Source organism: Pseudomonas sp. Marseille-QA0892 (genome assembly GCF_054950135.1).
Genome location: NZ_CM143104.1, coordinates 2,296,910 through 2,316,304, shown reverse-complemented (window position 1 = coordinate 2,316,304; position 19,395 = coordinate 2,296,910). Strand labels below are relative to the sequence as shown.

The following is a 19,395-nucleotide window of genomic DNA, read 5'->3' as shown; positions in this document are numbered from 1 at the left end:
CGGGGCGTCAAATCGCGATCGGTTCGCCAGGGATGTCGTGTTGAAGCTCGGTGCCGAGGCGGATACGTCGATCGGCAACGGCATCGATCAACGCTTCGTCGTGGCTGACGAGCAGGATGGCGGTGTCGTTTTCCCGGGCAACCTCGACCAGCAGCTCGATCATTTCCTGCTGCGTGATGGGGTCCAGCCGTGAGCTGGGCTCGTCGGCGAAGATGAACAGGGGATTGAGCATCAGCACACGCAGCAGGGAAAAGCGCTGCAGTTCGCCTCCGGAAACGTTGCCGGGCAGGCGACCCAGCAACGCAGGCTCGAGGCGCAGCCGCTTCAGCAGTGGCTCGATACGACTCGAATCGAGGCGGTGCAAGCGAACGAGGTCGGCCAGATTGCGCGCCAGCGTGATGGTGGGCGGGAACGCCGCGACCGGGTCCTGATACAGCTTCTGAAAGGCGACACGGGGTGCATCAGCGGGTTTGGTCACGGTGCCCTGATACAGCGGAACGAGGCCAAGAATGGCATCACCCAGCGTCGACTTGCCACAGCCGGAGGGGCCGGTCACGCCGACGATCTCGCCTCGGTGAACATCGAATGAAAGCCGCTCGAAAAGCGTTCGATCCCCTCGCTGTACGGCAAGGTCCTGGACCTGAATGATGCGTTCGCCTTTCTGTGCGGGCAGCTTTCGGGCTGCCCAGCGTGCAGGGTCGGCATCCAGCAGCCGCCGGCTATAAGCGTCCTTCGGCGCGTTCAACACCTGCTCCGCAGTGCCGGTCTCGATGATCCTGCCCTTGTACATGATCATCACATCACCCCCGAGCCGGCGGGCGACCTCTATATCGTGGGTGATGATCAGCAGGGCGCCGCCCTCGGCGACGCCCGCCTGCAGCAGGCCGACGACTTCACCGATACGCGCGCTATCGAGGCCCTTCGTGGGCTCGTCGGCAATCATCACCTTTGCGCCGCCAGCGTGGGTAGCGGCAAAGGCAAGACGCTGGGCCATGCCTCCGGAGAGCTGGAAGGGAAACTTCTTTTGGGCCCCTTCAAGCCCGAGCCGCGTCATATCACGCGTGGCCAGACGGGCGGACTCGTCCGCAGGCTTGCCGACCACGTACTGATAGGTTTCGGTTACCTGATTCAGTGCGCGCATCGTGGGGTCAAGGCTGAGCCAGGGTTCCTGTGGCAGCACGGCGATCTCCCGGCCCCACAGTGCCTGGCGGCCGTTCTCCCTGCCGTCTTCGGTGAACCCATCGCCAAACTCGATGCAACCCTGGGCGTGCAGCCCGGGTGGCAGGTTGCCGACGATGGCCTGCGCGAACAGGCTTTTACCTGAGCCGGTCTCGCCAATCACGGTCAGAACCCTGCCGGGCCATAGCTCGATCGAGAGCGGCTCGACGAGTTGCGTATCTGCCGTACGGACTTCGACGGCGTGCGTCTTGAGAAGTGGCTTCACGGTTTGCGACCTCCCGCGATGAGCATCAGTGAGAGGACGATAAGAAAGATCACCGTGATGGGTAGCGCGATGATCGAGGGCGCCTCGGCAAAATAGGGGAGCAGTTCGGTGATCATCAGGCCCAGCTCGGCCGTTGGCGGGCGTACACCCACGCTGACGAACCCCAGGGCCGCGATGGCCATGATCGCCGAGGCGGCGCCGAATGCCGCGATGGTCATCAGCACGGGCGCCAGCTCCGGCCACAAATGCCGGCGGATGATGTACAGCGGCCCAAATCCCAGAAGTCGCGAAGCCGAGACGGCAGGCGACGCAAGAACGTTGCGCGACAGCGCTCGGGTCATGCGGAAATATTCGATCCAGAGCACCAGGGCCACGGCACCGTAGAGCGCCACGAAGGAGCCCGGGAAGATGGCGACGATCAGCAGCACCAGGAGCAGGCCTGGCAGCGCAAGGAACATTTCGGACAGCAGGCCCAGGCACTTGTCCGTCCAGCCGCCTTTCCAGGCCGCAAGGATGCCGAGCAGGACGCCAGGCAATGCCGCCGTCGCCACGCTCACTAGCGCAAGGCCCAGTGAAAGCCGGACAGCGGCTGCCAGACGCGCAAGCATGTCGCGGCCCAGGTGATCCGTGCCCAAGGGGTGCGTACCAGAGGGGCCCGACAGGATGGCCGCGTAGTCTTGCCTCGCGATATCGACGTTCCACAGCAGGGGAACGCAGACGCCGAACGCGATCAGGAGCGCCAAAATCGCAAGGCCGATGAAACGGGACGTGGCGCGCGCCCGAGGGGCCGCGTCAGCAATAGCGAGTTCCAGGTTCATGCGTCCTTCCGCCGTGGGTCGATCAGGTGGTTGGCGAGGTCAACGAAGGTATTGAGCAGTACGAACATGAGTCCCATGGCAAGGGCGGCGCCCTGAACCATGGGAACATCCCGCTGGACGATGGCATGCACCAGCCCATGGCCGATGCCTGGCCACGCGAACAGGGTCTCGACCACGACGACGCCTTCGATCAGGTAAACCAGCTGCACGCCGAGATACGTCACGACCGGCACGCCGACATTGCGCAGGCCATGGCGCATGAACAGCCTGGCGTCGCCGAGCCCCTTCAGGCGGCCAAACGCGAAGTACGCAGAGGAGGTGACGGCCACCGTGGCGTCGCGCGCCACCCGCGAAGAGACCGCTGCAAGTCCCAGAGCAAGCGTGACGGTTGGCAAGATGGTGTGCGCAAAGCTTCCATGCCCGGCCGAGGGTAGGACGACCCACCACACCGCAAAGATCAGGACCAGGATGACGCCCAGTACGAAGTGCGGGATCGCGCGCGTTGCGGTGCTGATGAGCAATAGCCCGCGGTCCAGCCAGCCTTTGGGCTTCAGGCCCGCGAGGATGCCGATAGGCGGCCCGATCAGAAAGGACAGCAGCACGGCGCCGACCGCGAGGCGTACAGAACTGCCCAGCTCGTGCGCAACCATGTCGGTCACTGGGCGCCCGGTCACAAGCGAATTGCCCAAATCCAGCGTCAGCAGGTCACCGAGCCAGGCCACGAAGCGCCAGATCACCGGCTGGTCCAGCGCAAGTTCTGCCCTGACGGCTTCAGCCGCCGCGCTGTTCACCATGTCGTATCCATACCGACCCGCGGCGATACGGTAGGCGGCATCGCCCGGCAGCACGGTCATCAGCAGGAAGGTCAGCGCACCGATAAGTACGGCAACCATGACTGCCTGCAACAGGCGGATACCCAGGATCTGGATCATTCGGTCCACCGCATCTTGCCGATGCCGAACGTACGCTCGAACGGATCGATGGCGGCGCCTTCGATGTTCGTCGAAACGGCAATGGACTGGCGATACCAGGCAACCGGGATCAACGGCAGGTCTTCCTGTACGAGCGCCACGAGCCTGTTGCGCAGCGTCTGCTGCTCGGCTGCGTCTTCACTCGCCAGGAGCGCGGCCATGGTCTGATCGAAGGCTGGGTTGTTCCAGCCCAGCGGACCCCACTCCGCGCCGCCGTTGCCGAAGTCGGCCAGCAGCGTTACGAGCGGGTCCGGCACCAACGCGTAATTGCGACCGTAGAGCGCGAGCTGCAGGCTCCCGTCGTTGTGAGCCGCGGGGATCGCACTGGCGTTCTCCACCGAGACCTCGACATCCACGCCCACGTCGCGCAGTTGCGCTTGCAGCGCGGTGGCGATCAGCGGCAGCTCGGGCCGGTCCGAATAGGTGATCAGTTTCAGGTGCAGCCGCTGCCCATTCTTCTGCAGGATGCCGTCCGAACCCGGCGTCCATCCTTCTGCCTGAAGCAGATCACGGGCGGCCTGTGGATCGTATTGAAGCTTCGGTAGGCTGGGGTCATGCCATGCAGGCACGTTCTCCGCGAACATCTGCGTCGCGCCACTTCCGGGGGAGCGCAAGACAGCGGCGGCGACACCTTCGCGATTGATGGCCAGGCTGAGCGCCTTGCGCACGGCGACAGGCGCGGTCGCGCCTGCACCTGCATTGGCGGCCAGCATCACGACGCGCGGTACCGGGCCGATGAGTACGTTCACGCTTTTGTTACGTTGCAGACGCGCAATGCTGGGCGGATCGAGCTGGAAGACGAGCTCGGCGCCGCCACTTTCAGCCATGAGCGCGCGCGTTTCACCGCGGCCAGCGCCGAGGTAGGTGGTCTTCTCGATGCTGGGCTTCTCGCCCCAGTATTCTTCGAAACGCGTGGCCGCCAGTCGTTGGGGCGGCTCCAGCAACGTGAGTTGGTAGGGCCCCGTTCCGATGACCTGTTGGACGTTGCCGTCCTTGTCATACGCGGCCGCCGCCAGGATGTTCGTCGAGGAATGAGCAAGCAGTGCAGGCAGCGGCTTGAAGGGCTCTTCGAGCGTTATGACAACATCATTACCCTGGGCGCTGATTGACTCGACCTTCGCATTGCGCAGCATGCCAGCCCGCGAGCGGGCGAATTCCAGCGCCTGGGCAGCGACGGCGGCGGTCAAATCGCTGCCGTCGTGAAACTTCACCCCTTCGCGAATCGTGAAGGTCCATTGCTTGCCGTCGTCCGACACCCGCCATTCCTCGGCCAGCGCCGGCAGCGGCTGCCCCTTTTCATCGGCTTCCAGCAGGGTCTCGGTGATTTGCATGCGCTGAAAAATGAAGCCCGAAATGGCGGGATCCAGGCCCCCGATTTCAAAGGGTGCTACTACATCGAAGACACGTTCCTCCGCAGCGATATGGCAGGACGAGAAGGTCAGCCAGGAGCCTAATACTGTGGCAATGAGCGAGAGGTGGAGCTTGTTCTTGGGCAGCATGAGGTCCCTCAATCGAATTATGGATTCCTGACGCGCATCGCTCGCACTTGGGATCAACCCGGGAATGAAGCGGACGGTTGGGGAGGAGGGCCGGAATAATAGTAATGTTATCTTGTAACATCAATTGGTTTGAACGATTGCCGTTTTGGTCTCAGCTACCCGGATCCACGACGGTTCGAGCGCTCCAGTGCAGCTTCTGAAATAGTTGGTAATAAATGGCCAGGTATGACTTGCCTATGGGCCAACGCTATCGGTCCTTGCTTGTTTCGCTCTGAACGGTGATCAAAGCGATACCGGTTTTTCCGGGGGGCGACGGCTTAGCGATAGAACTCCGAAAGTCGAAGCGGGACCTAACGTGACATAGGTACAGGAGGCGGCAATGAATCCCCATGACACCCGCTTGCTCGAAGCGCTGTTGATGGCCCGGGGGCCCGGCGGCCAGGAAGACGAAGTACGGGCCGTTGCACGGGCTGAGCTTGAGCAGCATTGCGATGAGGTTTGGGTCGACGCGGCGGGGAATCTCATCGGCAAGCTGAGCGCAGCATGTGTCACTGATGATGGCGATGCGATTCGCATCCTCGCTCATCTGGACGAAATCGCCATGATCGTCAAACGTGTCGAGGCCAATGGCACGCTTCGCGTGGAAGCGTTGGGTGGTGCGTTTCCGTTCAATTTCGGCGCATGCCCTGTCGATATCCTGGGCGATGACGAGACGCTGCCGGGCGTTCTGTCCTTCGGCACCATGCATACAACGGCCGAATCACCGCAGGGCAGTGATGTACTGACCGGGGACCTGCAATGGAAAGATGTTCATATCTCCACTTGCCTTACCCAGGAAGCATTGGCGGCAAGCGGCGTGAGGGCGGGGACGCGCGTGGTTCTCGCGCAGCATTGGCGTAAGCCCTTCAAGCTGGGCGAGGCAATCGCGGCGCACTTTCTGGATGACCGCGGGCCGATGCTTGCAACATTGATGGCTGCGAGACAGGTATCGGCCACCCGTGAGCGTTTGCTTGCAGACGTGTACTTCGTATTTACCACCATGGAAGAAGAGAGCAACGCAGGTGCGATGTTCGCTGCGCAGCGCCTTCCGGGCGATATGACGATCGCGGTCGAGGTTGGCCCCGTGGCCGCTGAATACGGCACCTGTTTGTGCGCGGACCCGATCATCAATACCGGCGATGAAAAAGGCTATTACTCAAGAGCGGTAACCCAAGGCCTGCTCTCGGCGGCCAAGCGGTGTGGCTACTCACCGCAAGCCGCGCTGCTGGTGGAGTTCGCGTCCGACGCCAGCGCTGTCATGGCAACTGGCATTGCTGCACGGGCAGGCTGCATCGCAATCCCAACGGAAAACACGCACGGCTACGAAATCATGCTCCTCGCAGGCATCGAAGCCTGTGGGCAGACGCTAGCCGAATATGTGTTGCATCAAGGCGCGGGGGCCCACTACACAACACGATAGAGCCATGCGTCTATCCAAGGTAGCCACGAATCGCTGGTTTGCGCTTCGATCAGGCAAGCGCACCTGACGTGCAGGTGGCCAGGCCTGTCGTGGTTGTTCGGGGAATGGCTGGTGCGCCGTTACTCACGGCTGCAGCATCTCCTTTATCTTGTTGGCGAGCGCCTCGATGGCGAACGGCTTGGTAATGATTTCCATGTTCGGCGCAAGGTAATCACTTACGTTCGAGCCTTCGGCGTATCCCGTGGCCAGAAGTACTTTCAGACCCGCGCGCTTCGACTGAGCAAGGTCGGCGAGCTGGCGTCCGTTCATACCCGGTAGGCCCACGTCGGAGATCATCAGATCGATGACCTGGCCACTCTCCAGCACTGGGATCGCTTCGTGAGCATCCGCGGCCTCCAAGGTTCGATAACCAAGTTCTGCCAGCACCTCGACAATGAGCGAGCGAACCACCGGCTCGTCTTCGACAACCAGGACGATCTCGCCCGTGCCAAGCGGCGCTTCGCCATCGCGCTCCTCCGCCAGGGCGGGCTTATCGCCCTTGTCTCGGGGCATATACAACTGAACGCTGGTTCCTTTGCCGGGCTCCGAAACGATGCGGACAGCGCCCTTGGCCTGTTTCATGTAGCCATACACCATGGAGAGCCCAAGGCCTGTGCCCTGGCCGATAGGCTTGGTCGTGTAGAACGGCTCGAATACTTTTTCCAGGACATCCGGCGTCATGCCGGTACCGGTATCCGACACTGTCAGGATCACGTATTCCCCCTGTTTGAGACCGAGCGACTCGGCCTCCAGGCTGCTCTCCACGCGGACCGAGGCTGTCGATAGGGTGATCCTGCCGCCCGCGGGCATGGCATCCCGGGCGTTGATGACCAGGTTAATCAGCGCGCTTTCGAGCTGGTTGGCATCCATGCATGCCAACGGCACACCGGCAGTCAGCACCGTCACCACCCGTATGTTCTCGCCTGTCGTGCGGTTGAGCAGATCCTCGAGGGAGGCCACAAGCTGGTTGACGTCGATAGGCTTGAGGTCCAGCGTCTGTCGGCGGGAAAACGTAAGCAGGCGTTGGGTAAGTGCTGCTGCACGCTGTGCGGACGTGAGTGCCGCGCTTATATAGCGTTCATCATTGGCGAAGTCGCCGGAACAGTGGTGGCGCTGCATGAGATCCAGGCTGCCGATGATGCCTGTCAGCAGGTTGTTGAAGTCGTGGGCAATACCGCCCGTGAGCTGTCCCACGGCCTCCATCTTCTGAGCCTGGTGTAACGTATCCTCCACACGGATGCGCGCGGCCACTTCCGCAGCAACACGTGCTTCAAGGGTTTCGTTGAGTTCGCGTAGCGCCGCGGTCTCGGCCTGTCTGCGGGCGCTGATTTCGACGAAGGTGCCCGTCACATAGGACGGTTTGCCCGAAGCATCTCTGAAGACCTGACCCTTGCATACCAGCCACTTTTCGCTCGTGTTGCGGTGCAGGCGAAACTCGACGGCGAAGTCCTGCCCATCGACGCACCGAGCAAACGCCCCACCCACCTGTTGGCGGTCGCTGGGGTGAACGAATTCGAGGAAGGACTCGATCGCGTTATGGGTCAACATGTCCGGCAGCCCGAAAAGCTGCTGCAGGGCATTGTCAAAGTGAAACTGGTCCTCGTCGATATACCAGTCGAAGATTCCGGCTTCCGACGCCAGAAGCGCAGCGCGCAAGCGTTCATCGGCAAGCGTCAGGTCGGACTTGGAATGCTGTTGCCCCATCACCTGCTCAGTGACATCTTCGGTCTGGTGAATGATGTACAGGACCTCACCGTGCTCATCCAGCACCGGAGTGTTTAGTGGGCTCCAGTACCGCACCTCGAAGCCTCCGCCCTGGCTTGCCGGGCGAGGAATATCGTATTTCGTAATGGCCATGCGGTCGGGAGCACGCGTCCTCTGCACACGCTCCAGCGAAGCGCGAAGTACGCCTGTACCAAACTCCGACTTGTCCGCCGGATTGCGTCCGAATACTTCGAATACCGAGCGGCCTATGCAGTCTTCGCGTCGGGTATTCGTCCCTTTGAGACGGTTCTCGTTGGCCGCCAGCATGATGTAATCGGGGCCAGGCGATAGAACCAGTACGAGATTAGGGAGCGACTCGAACAATCGTTGGAAATCTAGCGCTTGCTTCATCAGGTCGTACGGCTCGTAACGAGGAGTGGGTTGAGCGGAAGGTCCATTCGAGAGAGGCGGTCTCGAATCGCTGCACTCGCCGAATCGAAGAGACCTTGCTAGCGGGTTCTGTATTTATCGAGGCGGGGAGGAAGGGTTCAGTTCAATCGCAAGTGGCGTTACCGGATTGCATTCGTCCGAAATCGTCTGCCCACATATACGAGCATCCGGGTCATCAAGGCGCACGGTAGGCGCCATGGCAGGCGTCGCGGGACGGGCAGGGAGCGATGTTCGGGATATCGGCCCAACGGACCGCTGTACGGTGGGAGCAAGGCATACAATCGGGCGACCTGGCCACCCAAGGGAACGCGGAATAGCCTGATCGAGACCTGATTGATCCGCCTGAGACCGCGGCGTGCGCGGCCACAGGCAGCCTTTTGCAAACAAGGGCTGCTCCCGTTGCAGGAGCAGCGGACCGCTTACAGGAAGCTAAGCGGGTATTCGACAAACGCGCGGATTTCGTTCAGATCCGGGCCAACATTGTTGTCGGCGCGGTAGATCGAATTACGCAAGCGCAGGGAGAGATCCTTGGCAGGGCCTTCCTGGAACACATACGAGACCTGGTTGAACAGCTCGCGCTCGGTGCCGTTCTTCGCCTCCCCCGTATCGATGTTCGAGCCGCGTACGTACGCCACCTTGTACGTGAGGCCCGGTATGCCGTAGCCCGCGAAGTTCAGCTCGTAGCTGGCCTGCCAGGAACGCTCGTCCTTCAGGTTGAAATCCGAGTAATAGGAGTTGGCCAGGTACACGGTGCTGCCGCCATCGCCGTAGTCATAGGCGTAACCTGCGTCACCGGTGCTGCGCTGGTGCGCCAGGATGAAGCTATGCGCGCCAACGCTGTAGCGAGCAGCCAGGCTCCAGATCGTATTGCGATCGTTCCGCCCGTCACCGCCCATATCGAGTGCAGCCGCAGAGCCGTTGTCGTACTTGGTGCGGTACATGTTGAAGTCGAGGTTCAGCGCCTGTTGCTCGCTAAGCACTTGCGTGTAGTTCACGTTGGCGTAGTACTTTTTGAACACGTCCTCGACATCCGAGTGATACAGGGACAGGTTCAGGGCGTCGTTGACGACGTAGCGTCCGCCGAAAACGTCGATGCTCTTCAGACGGTTCGGGTCACGAGCCGGGGAGCTCATTGGGCTGTCGGCAGTGAAGCGTCCGGCGCTGAGTTCAAGGTTGTCGATCTCTCGACTGGTAACCAATGCGCCTGTGAAGGACTGCGGCAGCAAGCGGCTGTCGTCATAGGACAGTACCGGCAGGCTGGGGAACTGGTTGCCGTAGGTGAAAACCGTGTTGGAAACACGCAGCTTCACAGCGCCGCCGGCCTGGGAAAGGTCATCCACCGGGTGGCCATCGCTGTCCGTCTGGAACATGGCCGAATAGTTGCGGCCACGGCCGCTGTCGAGCTTAACGCCCAGCAAACCGAAGGCATCTACGCCGACACCAACCGTACCTTGTGTGAAGCCCGACTGGAAGTTCGCAATGAAGCCCTGGCCCCATGTCTTCGCGTCCGGCGCGCCGTTTTTGTAATCACGGTTGAAGTAGGTATTGCGCAGCAGCAACGTAGCGCTTGCATCCTCAACGAACCCCTTGGATTCGGATTGCTCACTGGCACTGACCGTACCGCAAACGGACGCAGAAATTGCTAGTGCGAGCGCACTAAGTGAATGGAATTTCATCCTGAAATGCTCCTGATGTGTGTGTCTTTTTTATGTGTGACAGAACAACGGCGACGGGGGAGGCATGGAATGAGCCCAATCCAGTGGGGGTCAAGTAAACCGACACCCAGCACCTGGCCCGGATCGAACAGCCTGCCAATAACTAGCGGACCGTGTTCGACTTCCCAAGACCCGTCCGCCGCCGGGAACGAAGCCTACCAGCCGTACAGCCAGCCGGCGGATCCTGACCCTTTGTTCAGATTGATAGCATCTATCGACAAGATTGATTTTCGACTTGGTGATAGTGGCCCCTACCATCCGCCCGTTGATGACTTCGGGTATGCGCATATTGCAGTTCGTATACCTGCTCCGCTTCATCACACTTTGGTTTTAGCCGCCCTCTGGGCGGCTTTTTTATGCGTGCAAGTTGGCGATTGGCGCCATGAATCGGAACAGCCGGTAATGCTCGGGAAGGGGTAGTGCGAAGTGCCGCGATGGTTGGGCGGGATTGAGTCGGGTAGGGCTGCGTAGATATGCAGGCAGGTCGTCAAGCAGAGTAGGGCAATCCGCTTCGAAACTAACGACTGATTAAAATCTTATCGCTCCCGAAGAATCGCCGTATCGCGAATTATGTCCGCGTCGTTTGCCAAGCTGATTTGAGCAGCCCGACAGTCGATTGAAGGAGCGACGGGTGAGCGGTAATCCGTCCCCAGTCTGAATACCGTGCAAATCAGGCGCGGCTTCCAGCTACCGTGAAAACATGCCACCCCACACGGCAAGCGTCACCAGCAGAGCATGATCACAGAAGGCGCGCGGCTTGAATGAAGGCGGCGGTGCCAGGCACAGATAGAACGAGTGAAAGCGCAGGCATGCATACGCATAGTGTGGGAGATAGGCATACACCACCAAGTAGTTAGCTATCCGCTCCGCCTAGCCTTCCCATATATACCTGACCTCATCCAGCGTCACGCCACCCCGCACCAGAGTGCGGCGGCTTCCAAGGTCTTCTCGTCCCCCTCGTGCCTGGTAGAAATGAACGGCTCTCAGATTTCCAGATAAGACCCATAAGCTCACGTTCATAAAACCCCGATCGTATAAACGCTGCAGGCCGGCCTCCCATAGCTCAGACCCAATACCTTTGCCCCAATAGTCAGCCAAAACATAGATGGCCATGACCTCGCCTGCATACGGCTCGACGCGGTCCTCGTCACGGCACGGACCAACCTCAATCCAGCCCACAACGTGTCCATTGTCTTCGGCAACCAGAACGTCCGTCTCCTTCCGCTCAATGGAGCCCGCCCAGAACGCCTCTCTCTTTGGCAGCGTGGCGGTAAGCGCCGCTAAAAAGTCAGCGGGCATCAGACCCGCGTAGGCCCGTTGCCAGCTAGCGATATGAACCTCAGCAATGCGCCTTGCATCGTCCACCTGTGCGTCCCGAATCATCACTTCACCTATCTGCGACTAAATGCGCGCTGACAAGGAAAATAAAATATCAACAATCAACAGCAGGCAGGGCGACAAAAAGGCTCACATGTACGGCTTTTGCCTTAAACGGCGGACCCTTGCCCAACCTGATCAAGCGAACGGCTGCGGCAATCCACTAGGGCGAGATAGCTAATAGGCCGGGTTTGTAGGGCTACCTGGGCGCAATAAATAAATCTGTCCCCTTTTTGCTCGCACCTTGTTCATCCATTGCGCGCGAGCCGCGCTGTTGGCAGCCAAACGCTGCAGGGCGCGAACACCTGAAAGGCTAACTCAACTACAGCGTTGGGCCTTGGACACAGCCGACCGCACCGGCCACAACAAAGCCGCCGTGGCGCTGGCGAACAAGCTGGTACGAATCTGTTGGGCGGTGTGGTGCCATGAGCGTCGGTTCAGCGGTAACTGGCAAGGCACAAAGCTCGCCTGACAGCGGAGTAAACAATGAAGTGAGGTTCTAGTGGTTGTGGTGAGAAGCGAGACTGTCTGAACAGGCGAGTCCTGCAGCAGAGCAAGGCCGATAACAACGATGATCTTTGCGATCGCTTGAACGCTTGGCTCCTGGTGCGCGAACTACAGAATGGCCAGGGCAGTGCCCAGAACAGGCCGGATATACGAATGCAACCGCGCTGACGACAGGATCGAAAAAGCTATTACTCATCGCTTGTGGGGTGAGTCCATATACCATTTGTTAGAACTTTTCACTCAGTTGCCTAAGCTGATCTTTATTTGCAAGAAATACGAACTGACGAATGCGGTAGTTTTCTGCGACGAGCCTCCCATGCTCTTTGATCGTTTCTAACGAGTTATTCGATACTTTAATGTCTAGCCCAATCTCGCGAGAGATTTTCCATGTAGTCTCGGAAAGACTCTCAAGGCTCGCAAGTGATTCGCCACCAGTCTCTATGGCTTTTCTTACGACATCTGAAATGACGTCTGAAAGTCGACTTGGACCTCTACCCACGAGCAGTGGCGAATGCCAGCATATATCTGTCCCTGTCTGTGAGTAGGAATAGAAGTGTTGATGGTCTTGGACGCGCTCGTGCGGCGTAATAGCGACGTGCTCTCTTAAGTATGGGCTGCAGCTTAGATAACGAACTAAGAATCTCTCTCGAATAGCAGTATGGCGCCTGAACCATATAGGGTCGCCATGGAAACGAAACTCTTCATTAAAAAGGGTCTGATAATATTTTGATTTATCCAGCTCCAGAGGTGCAACGTAGAATGCCTTTGAAAATCCTTTTACTTCATGGCTGAGTAACACATTGTGCTGGAGATGATGTGCCTTCTCTGCTTTTTTTCGTAGTGGAAAGAAAAGTGTGGGATCTTCTTCGAGATTATTTAAATGCCTGAACTCTCTGATATCCTCCATTCGACTTCGACCCTTGGAGCTTGAAATTGGAACCGTAGCCGATGAATGCAATCCGGTGGACTTTTTGAATTGCATATAAATAGTGCAGCCTGCGTCAAATCGCTTGTCTGCCCCAGTGATTTGTTCGTTAACGTCGACCAGTCTCAGTGGACCAGGGCTTCCGAGAGGAGTGCACCAGGAGAAGTACGAAGCGACATCTGCTTCAATCTGAGGCTCAGAGAGATTCCCTTTTATTAGGTACTTCGGCGTACTCACTAAATCTTCCTTTGAGTTCTAGCGTTTGGGTAAGGGGCGGGCTTTAGCCCGTCCCAGTGAGCGAAGCGAACGGTTTGAACGCTGTAATGGACTCTCCCCGCACCACGTTTCTTCTATAACACCGTGGTGACTGTTCACTGGGAGAGGTGCGATGAAACGCATAGCAATTGATTTGGCCAAGTCCGTTTACCAGGTTGCCGAGAGTGTCCAGGTCGGCCGGGTGGATCGGAGCAGGCGGCTCGATTCCGGGGCATTTGCGCGATATGTACAGGAGCAGCTCGAGCCTGTCGAGTGGGTGATGGAAGCCTGTGGCACGGCTCACCATTGGGGCCGGTTGATGCAGGAGAGAGGGCATCGCGTCGTGCTCTTGCACCCCCGTTATGTGCGCCCGTATCGGCGACGCAACAAGACCGATCGGAACGACTGCGACGCGATCCTGGAAGCCGCGCGCTGCCAAGAGATCCGCCCGGTTCCGGTCAAGAGTCTGCAACAGCAGCAAGTCCAGCAGCTGCACAAGCTGCGTGAGGGCTGGAAGAAATCCCGCGTGCAACGCATCAACCTGTTGCGCGGCATCCTGCGTGAAGCCGGAGTAGAACACCGAACGGCATCAAGCCCTTTCTGCGCCAGGCATGCGAGCTGATCGAGCGTCCCGAAGTGCAGCCACTGCGCGGTGCGCTGCAAGTGGTGCTGGCTGAGATCAACTTATATGAACAGTCGATGCGCGAGTGCGAAGAGCAACTGGCCCGCTGGCACGCCGACGATGAAATCGTGCACAAGCTCGACGAGGTCAGCGGCATTGGTCTACTGACGGCCAGTGCTTTGAAGACGGCGGTTGGCAAACCCGAGCGCTTCGCCAGTGGCCGACACCTCAGTGCCTGGTTAGGCATGACGCCCAACGAATACAGCAGTGGAGAGCGCCGCAGGCTTGGGCGCATAAGCTGCAAGGGCAACGTCTACGTACGCACCTTGTTCATCCATGGCGCGCGAGCTGCACTTTTGGCAGCTAAACGGTCCAGGGCGCGAACACCTGAAAGGCTGACTCAATTGCAGCGTTGGGCCTTGGACACAGCCGACCGCATCGGCCACAACAAAGCCGCCGTGGCGCTGGCGAACAAGCTCGTAAGAATCTGTTGGGCCGTTTGGTGTCATGAACGACGGTTCAGCGTTAAATGGCAAGGCACAAAGCCCGCCTGACGGCGGGGTTAACAATGACGTAAGTTTCTAGTGGTTGTGGTGAGAAGCGAGACTGTCGGAACAGGCGAGTCCTGCAGCAGAGCAAGGCCGATAACAATGATGATCTTCGTGATCACTTGAACGCTTGGCCCCTGCTGCGCGAACTACAGAATGGCCAGGGCAGTGCCCAGAACAGGCCGGATATACGAATGCAACCGCGCTGACGACAGGATCGAAAAAGCTATTACTCATCGCTTGTGGGGTGAGTCCATATAGGTTTGTTAGGCGAAAGGTGCGAAATCATTGACTTGTACAGGCTGCATTGCGTACCAGTTATGGTTGTAAACAGCTTCGCGATCTTTCGGGAGATCTTCAACCGTTGTTAAACCTGCTCCAGGTAAGCCAGTAGTTTGATTGACGACTAGACAGGTAAGAGGCAGAAGATCGTTAGATTCGCAATAACTCATGATGCAGCCAAGAATTTGTGCAAAAACACCAGCACCTTCGAACTCTAGGTGATTCGCAAGGATTCTATAGGTAAGGGTCTGCCTGTTATGCGAGGCTCCAATGAGAATTTGCCATACCTGCATAGCTCTCTCAGCGCGTGTCATGTAGTACTCCTGATTTTGCCTAACGTTTGACGTGAGGGGCGGCCGGAGCCGAAGGCGCAGGGAAACCAAAGCGCAGCTTTGGGCCGTCCCGCTCGACGGAATTGTTGGGCTTCACGCTCTCACATCCAAATATCCACTTGGCAGTATCCAGCAGGGATTCAGCATATTTGTCACCCCCATAGAGTCACAGATACTGAATCGCCCTCTCTCTAAGAAGAAAAACGGATCAACGAAGGCTCGAACACAGTCAGAGAACTCGTTAATCGCGTGAGTCAGATTCATCAGAAGCGCGAAACTGTTGCTCTGCCATGCTTCAGATCGACCCGCGTATTGTGCGTAGTCGTCACAACAGACTCTCTTCCAAGTCTTATCCTCTTGATAGAAACCCGCATCTGCACGCGGCGACCAGGCAAGAGTCATATAGTGATCTGCATATTTGCAGGCTCGGCTCGATAACTCACGAATCGAATCCTCGAATGCCATTTGTGTGCCTGGCAAAAGTGCGTGCTGCACGGCGGCGTTGAATTCGTAAATTCCATCAATCCACTTAACATAGGCAAGGTGCCTTACGGCGTGATCTGAAATGCCATCCCATGCCTGAAGCATTAATTTTTCTGACGCAATTTCAATCAATCGCTTATAAACAACCAAGCCTGAATTGCGGGATTGATCGAAAGTTGTTTTTATCCAGTTCTCGTGGTCACTCTTTACCTGATGAAGCCTTTCAACGGGCCATGAAGCAACATCGGTATCCACGATCTTGTGATGAATATTGCACAGTAAAATTAGATTTGGGTATCTATTTCTATCCGCTTCGGGTACAGGGTAATGCCCTCTTGGACCATCTATTTTCTCAGCTACGATGTGGCAGTTTTCGCCGACGACGATCCCTCCGGCCGCAACGGTATCGCTTTCAGGCGTGAGTTCTCTCCGACAATCAGGCATTGAGCAGCGCCCTGCCGCTCTTGCCCAGAGAATCTTAATGTCTACAGTTGGAACGCTCATCGAAGATACTCCGTCAACTTAAAGCCCAACGTTTGGTTAAGGGGCGGGCTTTAGCCCGTCCCAGTGAGCGAAGCGAACGGCTTGAACCACTTGTTAGGCTCTGTCAATAAATCTAACGTGGTTATCACCCATGTTCAGCAAAAAGGCTTTAGGAATAAAAAGCTGGCTCAGGGGCATGAGTCGATTTACTTCTTTTCTGTAGTAAAGAGTGAGCAAGACTAATAGCCCGCCCATGGCATCGAGCAAATTTTCCAAAGTGGCTTGGTGAAATTGGCTTGATCGATGGTGCTTTACTTTGTTCGTGGCTGACCACCATTTTGGTGGTGTTTTAGGTGTTGCCCAGTCAGACCAGGGATACAGCTCGATTCCATGTCTAGGAATGCTTGCGAGTGCCCTGGGTATTGTTGGGAATACAGCCGATATTTCTTGTTGATATTTCCCGATACTGTCGGCTGTGGATTCTGGGTTAAGGCTCTTGCATAGTAGTTTTGCTACTACATCAGCTTCCGCTGATACGCTCATCAGAAGCCTTGCTATCTCAATTGAATAGCACTCAAGGTTTTTTTCAGAGAACTCCACCCACCGTGAAAGCCTAACCACGTCGTCTTCCAGGCAGAGGAAGTAGTGCCAGTGAGGAAGTACAAATGGTTCTTTGACTATCAAGGTGCCTCCTGCGAGGGCCTAACGCACTAGCTAACCGGCACGTCGCTTGTCGGCGCGTCCGAGTTGAGCGACTTGTTAGCGCCTTGACGCTCCGAATTCTCTTTTAGTTTCCAGCGAACGATTGATTGGGCGGTCATGAACCCCTTTCCGTACCACGACTCATAGCTCGATGAAATCGGATACTTATGGTGGACATCAACGAAATCATCCCACCATGGATTTTCTTGTGCTGGAAAATCGATTATCGATCCTGGAAACACCTTGCCACTGAGAAGATCGTTAAACTTATCCTTCGGCAGAATTCGCCCGCCGCAGGTGGTGTTGAGCCCCCTCTTTTGAAGCGCCAATATTAGCTGATACATTCCGAATATCTGACTTTGGCCACCAGCGCCAACGTGGTCACTAATGTGCCAGACTCGGTCAACAATCCTGTACTTATGATCGGACAACTTAAGCAGCAGAAAGACTTCCCCCACCTCCGATGCCGACCTAATGAAGTAGATTCTGTTTGGCGCCAGAGTCTCGATTTCTTCTAAATATTCCAGCGGATCGTAATGTGTTTCTTCAAGCGCTGTAAAAGGCGCACTCTTTCCCTCGATAAGCCAGTTCCTATTTACCCCAAATGTATCGCAGAAATGGTCGATAAATTCAAATGACGGTTCTTGACTACCAAGAAACACCCTTTCCAGCTCGCCAACGGAGTGGAGTTTCATCAGTTGTGCCAATCCAGCAATGGTGTATTTACCATAAGTTCTCTTCTCGTTCATTAGATTGAGAACCCGGTTAAACCTATTAACGATGCTCGCGACCTCGGAGTTCTGTTGGATATTTTTTGCAGGTGGAAGCTGTGCTTGAACGAGAGCGGCCCGCACAGCTGATGTTAGGTTTGGCTGGACTGCAGTTGGAATCGATCTTGAGCGCTTAAATAGCCAGCCTCCAGCTACCAATATGGCAGTCACTCCTGCACCGGAGAATAACCATTCTTTATTTTCCAGAATGAGATCGATCAAACAAGACTCCCTGTATGTTGAGCGCTAACGTTTGGTTAAGGGGCGGGCTTTAGCCCGTCCCAGTGAGCGAAGCGAACGATTTGAACCATTTGTTAGGCGTCCGGTGCAGTGTAGAGAGCGCTGAATTTTGCTATAATTTTTCTATTTGTTTTTAAAGAATAAGCGTGATGCTATTCCTGCGATGATGCCAATAAATAATATTACAGGAGTCAGAAAGGCAATGGCCATCAAGATGATGGACTCCTTTTCAAACATTCCTGCATTGGCTCCGGTTTTTCTAGCGTCAAATATAAAGGAAAGAATTGTAAGTGCAAGAAAGCCCAAGGCGCCCAGGGATATATTTATTGCCATAAGCCACTTGAAGGCGCGTGGTGCCAAGTGAAGAAAAATAAGAAATATGATCGGGATAAAAAGCATTACTATTATTGGCATTTTCTGGCCTGAAGCTAATGGCTGGGGTTGATTTTAGAAATTATCTAGCAAGTAGATAGATGCTAGAAAGCATAGAGAACCCAGAAAGGCCAACGGCGATAAAAAGCATTGCTTTGTATGTGGCAACCTTATTGTTTGCGTCTTGAGCGGCCGCTTCAATTCCTTGTATGGCTTGCTGGAGCTTCTCGGCTAATACGTGAATTGACTGCGCATTTTGGGTAGCTGCTGCCTGTAACTCTTCGATTTGTTTGGCTGTTATGGGGTCGCTTTTTATGGTTTCCGTGGATTTAGATGTGAATGCTGGAATTGCTGCGGTGGCAATCTGGGCCACATAAGGTGCTACAGCTTTAATGATTGGAAGAATTTGCACTGCCATGATATTTCCTGTTATTAGTTGAAGTGCCTAACGTTTGGTTTGGGGGCGGGCTTCAGCCCGTCCCAGTGAGCGCAGCGAGCGGCTTGAACCAGTTGTTATGTGCGAGGCTACATATCAAAAAGTTCAATTGCGAAAATTGACTTTAGCTTTAAATTGCTACGAATGCTCTGCTTCTGAGGGCTTGTGTTTTTGTAGTTACTTTCTATGTACTCGTCGATTTTTATTCTGACAGATGTGTAAAAATGTTGAAGTGCATTGATTTCTGTACCTTTGGAATCCTCATAAAACCAAGAGCTATAACCGATCATATCCCTGTCTGTTATCACGCTATCTTTGCGCAAATGGTACGACTCATTTATGCCTGTAATTTCATCCGGCAAGTACTGAAATGTATCATGGTCGAATAATTGATAATTTCCGTCATGTTGATATGAGTGAAAATAATCTCCAATTTTTTCAATGCTATTTGAGTTAAATATAAATAAGTATGTTTTTGCATTTGGAAGGTAATCAAAGCTTCTGAAGTAGTCTATTACTTTATGAAAAATTGCTTTGTTAATTGTGGTTTTAACTTCGATAACGGCCAGTACTGATTCAGCAGGAATAACTACAATGTCGTTAACCCTATACAGGGGTGAGTATGATAGGGAGTCATATATCAAGATGTCGCATTGCTTCGATAGTTCGCCTTTAGAGTTTATGATGAATCCCTGCTCAACGCTTGCTAGTGTTGGCAGATGGTCTTTAAGAAACCCTCTCACAATTTCTTCAGTCAACACACCAATCGTCGGGTTATGCTTCGTTATATATGACTTTACCTGTGCTAGCTTTATCAGTAGCTCTTGGCTTACGAATTCAAAATAGTTACTCATGATTCTCTATTCTTCAAAAGCACCTAACGTTTGGTTAAGGGGCGGGCTTTAGCCCGTCCCAGTGAGCGAAGCGAACGATTTGAACCACTTGTTAGGCCTTCGTTTGAT

Annotated in this window: 16 protein-coding genes and 2 pseudogenes; 3 read left to right on the top strand and 15 right to left on the bottom strand. The window is 55.9% G+C overall.

What is annotated here, in order from left to right; translation table 11 throughout:
* Window positions 1-7 precede the first annotated feature (7 nt).
* Genes ACY8D3_RS10695 through ACY8D3_RS10680 form a run of 4 tightly spaced genes read right to left on the bottom strand, consistent with a single transcriptional unit; the run spans window position 8 to window position 4,732 of the window.
* Window positions 8-1,444 (bottom strand): ABC transporter ATP-binding protein, encoded by a 1,437-nt coding sequence (locus tag ACY8D3_RS10695; protein ID WP_462384145.1) that lies wholly within the window; start codon window positions 1,442-1,444, stop codon window positions 8-10.
* Window positions 1,441-2,262 carry an ABC transporter permease gene (locus ACY8D3_RS10690; RefSeq protein WP_462384143.1) on the bottom strand — a complete coding sequence of 274 codons (822 nt, stop codon included), beginning with the start codon at window positions 2,260-2,262 and terminating at the stop codon, window positions 1,441-1,443. The genes ACY8D3_RS10695 and ACY8D3_RS10690 overlap by 4 nt, the downstream gene beginning before the upstream one ends.
* Window positions 2,259-3,194: an ABC transporter permease gene (locus tag ACY8D3_RS10685; protein ID WP_462384141.1), complete on the bottom strand. Its 936-nt coding sequence runs from the start codon at window positions 3,192-3,194 to the stop codon at window positions 2,259-2,261. The genes ACY8D3_RS10690 and ACY8D3_RS10685 overlap by 4 nt, the downstream gene beginning before the upstream one ends.
* Window positions 3,191-4,732 (bottom strand): ABC transporter substrate-binding protein, encoded by a 1,542-nt coding sequence (locus tag ACY8D3_RS10680; protein WP_462384139.1) that lies wholly within the window; start codon window positions 4,730-4,732, stop codon window positions 3,191-3,193. Before ACY8D3_RS10680 ends, ACY8D3_RS10685 begins: the two co-directional genes overlap by 4 nt.
* A 379-nt stretch (window positions 4,733-5,111) precedes the next feature.
* On the opposite strand from ACY8D3_RS10680, the gene ACY8D3_RS10675 reads away from it, so the two are divergent.
* Window positions 5,112-6,191 (top strand): zinc-binding metallopeptidase family protein, encoded by a 1,080-nt coding sequence (locus ACY8D3_RS10675; protein WP_462384137.1) that lies wholly within the window; start codon window positions 5,112-5,114, stop codon window positions 6,189-6,191.
* 123 nt (window positions 6,192-6,314) lie between these two features.
* Here ACY8D3_RS10675 and ACY8D3_RS10670 read toward each other — a convergent pair whose 3' ends face one another.
* From ACY8D3_RS10670 to ACY8D3_RS10660, 3 genes are all read right to left on the bottom strand, one after another.
* Window positions 6,315-8,345 (bottom strand): hybrid sensor histidine kinase/response regulator, encoded by a 2,031-nt coding sequence (locus ACY8D3_RS10670; protein ID WP_462384135.1) that lies wholly within the window; start codon window positions 8,343-8,345, stop codon window positions 6,315-6,317.
* A 458-nt stretch (window positions 8,346-8,803) separates the two neighbouring features.
* Window positions 8,804-10,060, bottom strand: coding sequence for an OprD family porin (locus ACY8D3_RS10665; protein WP_462384133.1), 1,257 nt, complete (start codon window positions 10,058-10,060; stop codon window positions 8,804-8,806).
* Between the two features lie 909 nt (window positions 10,061-10,969).
* Window positions 10,970-11,482, bottom strand: coding sequence for an N-acetyltransferase family protein (locus tag ACY8D3_RS10660; RefSeq protein WP_462384131.1), 513 nt, complete (start codon window positions 11,480-11,482; stop codon window positions 10,970-10,972).
* A 223-nt stretch (window positions 11,483-11,705) separates the two neighbouring features.
* On the opposite strand from ACY8D3_RS10660, the pseudogene ACY8D3_RS10655 reads away from it, so the two are divergent.
* Window positions 11,706-11,948, top strand: a pseudogene (locus ACY8D3_RS10655) (IS110 family transposase); the annotation flags it as partial.
* A 261-nt stretch (window positions 11,949-12,209) separates the two neighbouring features.
* On the opposite strand, the gene ACY8D3_RS10650 reads toward ACY8D3_RS10655, so the two are convergent.
* Window positions 12,210-13,145 (bottom strand): hypothetical protein, encoded by a 936-nt coding sequence (locus ACY8D3_RS10650; RefSeq protein WP_462384129.1) that lies wholly within the window; start codon window positions 13,143-13,145, stop codon window positions 12,210-12,212.
* A gap of 151 nt (window positions 13,146-13,296) precedes the next feature.
* Here ACY8D3_RS10650 and ACY8D3_RS10645 point away from each other — a divergent pair.
* A pseudogene (locus ACY8D3_RS10645) lies at window positions 13,297-14,339 on the top strand (IS110 family RNA-guided transposase).
* A gap of 260 nt (window positions 14,340-14,599) precedes the next feature.
* On the opposite strand, the gene ACY8D3_RS10640 reads toward ACY8D3_RS10645, so the two are convergent.
* The 7 genes from ACY8D3_RS10640 to ACY8D3_RS10610 all read right to left on the bottom strand — a co-directional run bounded on the left by ACY8D3_RS10640 (window position 14,600) and on the right by ACY8D3_RS10610 (window position 19,287).
* A complete protein-coding gene (locus ACY8D3_RS10640) occupies window positions 14,600-14,929 on the bottom strand; it encodes a hypothetical protein (protein WP_462384127.1) in 330 nt (109 codons plus the stop codon).
* Between the two features lie 111 nt (window positions 14,930-15,040).
* Window positions 15,041-15,934, bottom strand: coding sequence for a hypothetical protein (locus ACY8D3_RS10635; protein ID WP_462384125.1), 894 nt, complete (start codon window positions 15,932-15,934; stop codon window positions 15,041-15,043).
* Window positions 15,935-16,027: 93 nt separating this feature from the next.
* Window positions 16,028-16,597, bottom strand: coding sequence for a hypothetical protein (locus ACY8D3_RS10630; RefSeq protein WP_462384123.1), 570 nt, complete (start codon window positions 16,595-16,597; stop codon window positions 16,028-16,030).
* Between the two features lie 26 nt (window positions 16,598-16,623).
* Window positions 16,624-17,607 carry a hypothetical protein gene (locus tag ACY8D3_RS10625; protein ID WP_462384121.1) on the bottom strand — a complete coding sequence of 328 codons (984 nt, stop codon included), beginning with the start codon at window positions 17,605-17,607 and terminating at the stop codon, window positions 16,624-16,626.
* Window positions 17,608-17,748: 141 nt separating this feature from the next.
* On the bottom strand, window positions 17,749-18,039 hold the full coding sequence (locus ACY8D3_RS10620; RefSeq protein ID WP_462384119.1) for a hypothetical protein: 291 nt from the start codon (window positions 18,037-18,039) through the stop codon (window positions 17,749-17,751).
* 40 nt (window positions 18,040-18,079) lie between these two features.
* The gene (locus ACY8D3_RS10615; RefSeq protein ID WP_462384117.1) at window positions 18,080-18,415 is read right to left on the bottom strand and encodes a hypothetical protein; all 336 of its coding nucleotides are present in this window, start codon (window positions 18,413-18,415) and stop codon (window positions 18,080-18,082) included.
* A gap of 107 nt (window positions 18,416-18,522) precedes the next feature.
* A complete protein-coding gene (locus tag ACY8D3_RS10610) occupies window positions 18,523-19,287 on the bottom strand; it encodes a DUF6602 domain-containing protein (RefSeq protein WP_462384116.1) in 765 nt (254 codons plus the stop codon).
* Window positions 19,288-19,395 lie beyond the last annotated feature (108 nt).

Coding starts and splice junctions, on each gene's coding strand:
- ACY8D3_RS10690 (WP_462384143.1), bottom strand. CDS start 2,262: ATGAACCTGGAACTCGCTATTGCTGACGCGGCCCCTCGGGCGCGCGCC.
- ACY8D3_RS10685 (WP_462384141.1), bottom strand. CDS start 3,194: ATGATCCAGATCCTGGGTATCCGCCTGTTGCAGGCAGTCATGGTTGCC.
- ACY8D3_RS10680 (WP_462384139.1), bottom strand. CDS start 4,732: ATGCTGCCCAAGAACAAGCTCCACCTCTCGCTCATTGCCACAGTATTA.
- ACY8D3_RS10675 (WP_462384137.1), top strand. CDS start 5,112: ATGAATCCCCATGACACCCGCTTGCTCGAAGCGCTGTTGATGGCCCGG.
- ACY8D3_RS10670 (WP_462384135.1), bottom strand. CDS start 8,345: ATGAAGCAAGCGCTAGATTTCCAACGATTGTTCGAGTCGCTCCCTAAT.
- ACY8D3_RS10665 (WP_462384133.1), bottom strand. CDS start 10,060: ATGAAATTCCATTCACTTAGTGCGCTCGCACTAGCAATTTCTGCGTCC.
- ACY8D3_RS10660 (WP_462384131.1), bottom strand. CDS start 11,482: ATGATTCGGGACGCACAGGTGGACGATGCAAGGCGCATTGCTGAGGTT.
- ACY8D3_RS10640 (WP_462384127.1), bottom strand. CDS start 14,929: ATGACACGCGCTGAGAGAGCTATGCAGGTATGGCAAATTCTCATTGGA.
- ACY8D3_RS10635 (WP_462384125.1), bottom strand. CDS start 15,934: ATGAGCGTTCCAACTGTAGACATTAAGATTCTCTGGGCAAGAGCGGCA.
- ACY8D3_RS10620 (WP_462384119.1), bottom strand. CDS start 18,039: ATGCCAATAATAGTAATGCTTTTTATCCCGATCATATTTCTTATTTTT.
- ACY8D3_RS10615 (WP_462384117.1), bottom strand. CDS start 18,415: ATGGCAGTGCAAATTCTTCCAATCATTAAAGCTGTAGCACCTTATGTG.
- ACY8D3_RS10610 (WP_462384116.1), bottom strand. CDS start 19,287: ATGAGTAACTATTTTGAATTCGTAAGCCAAGAGCTACTGATAAAGCTA.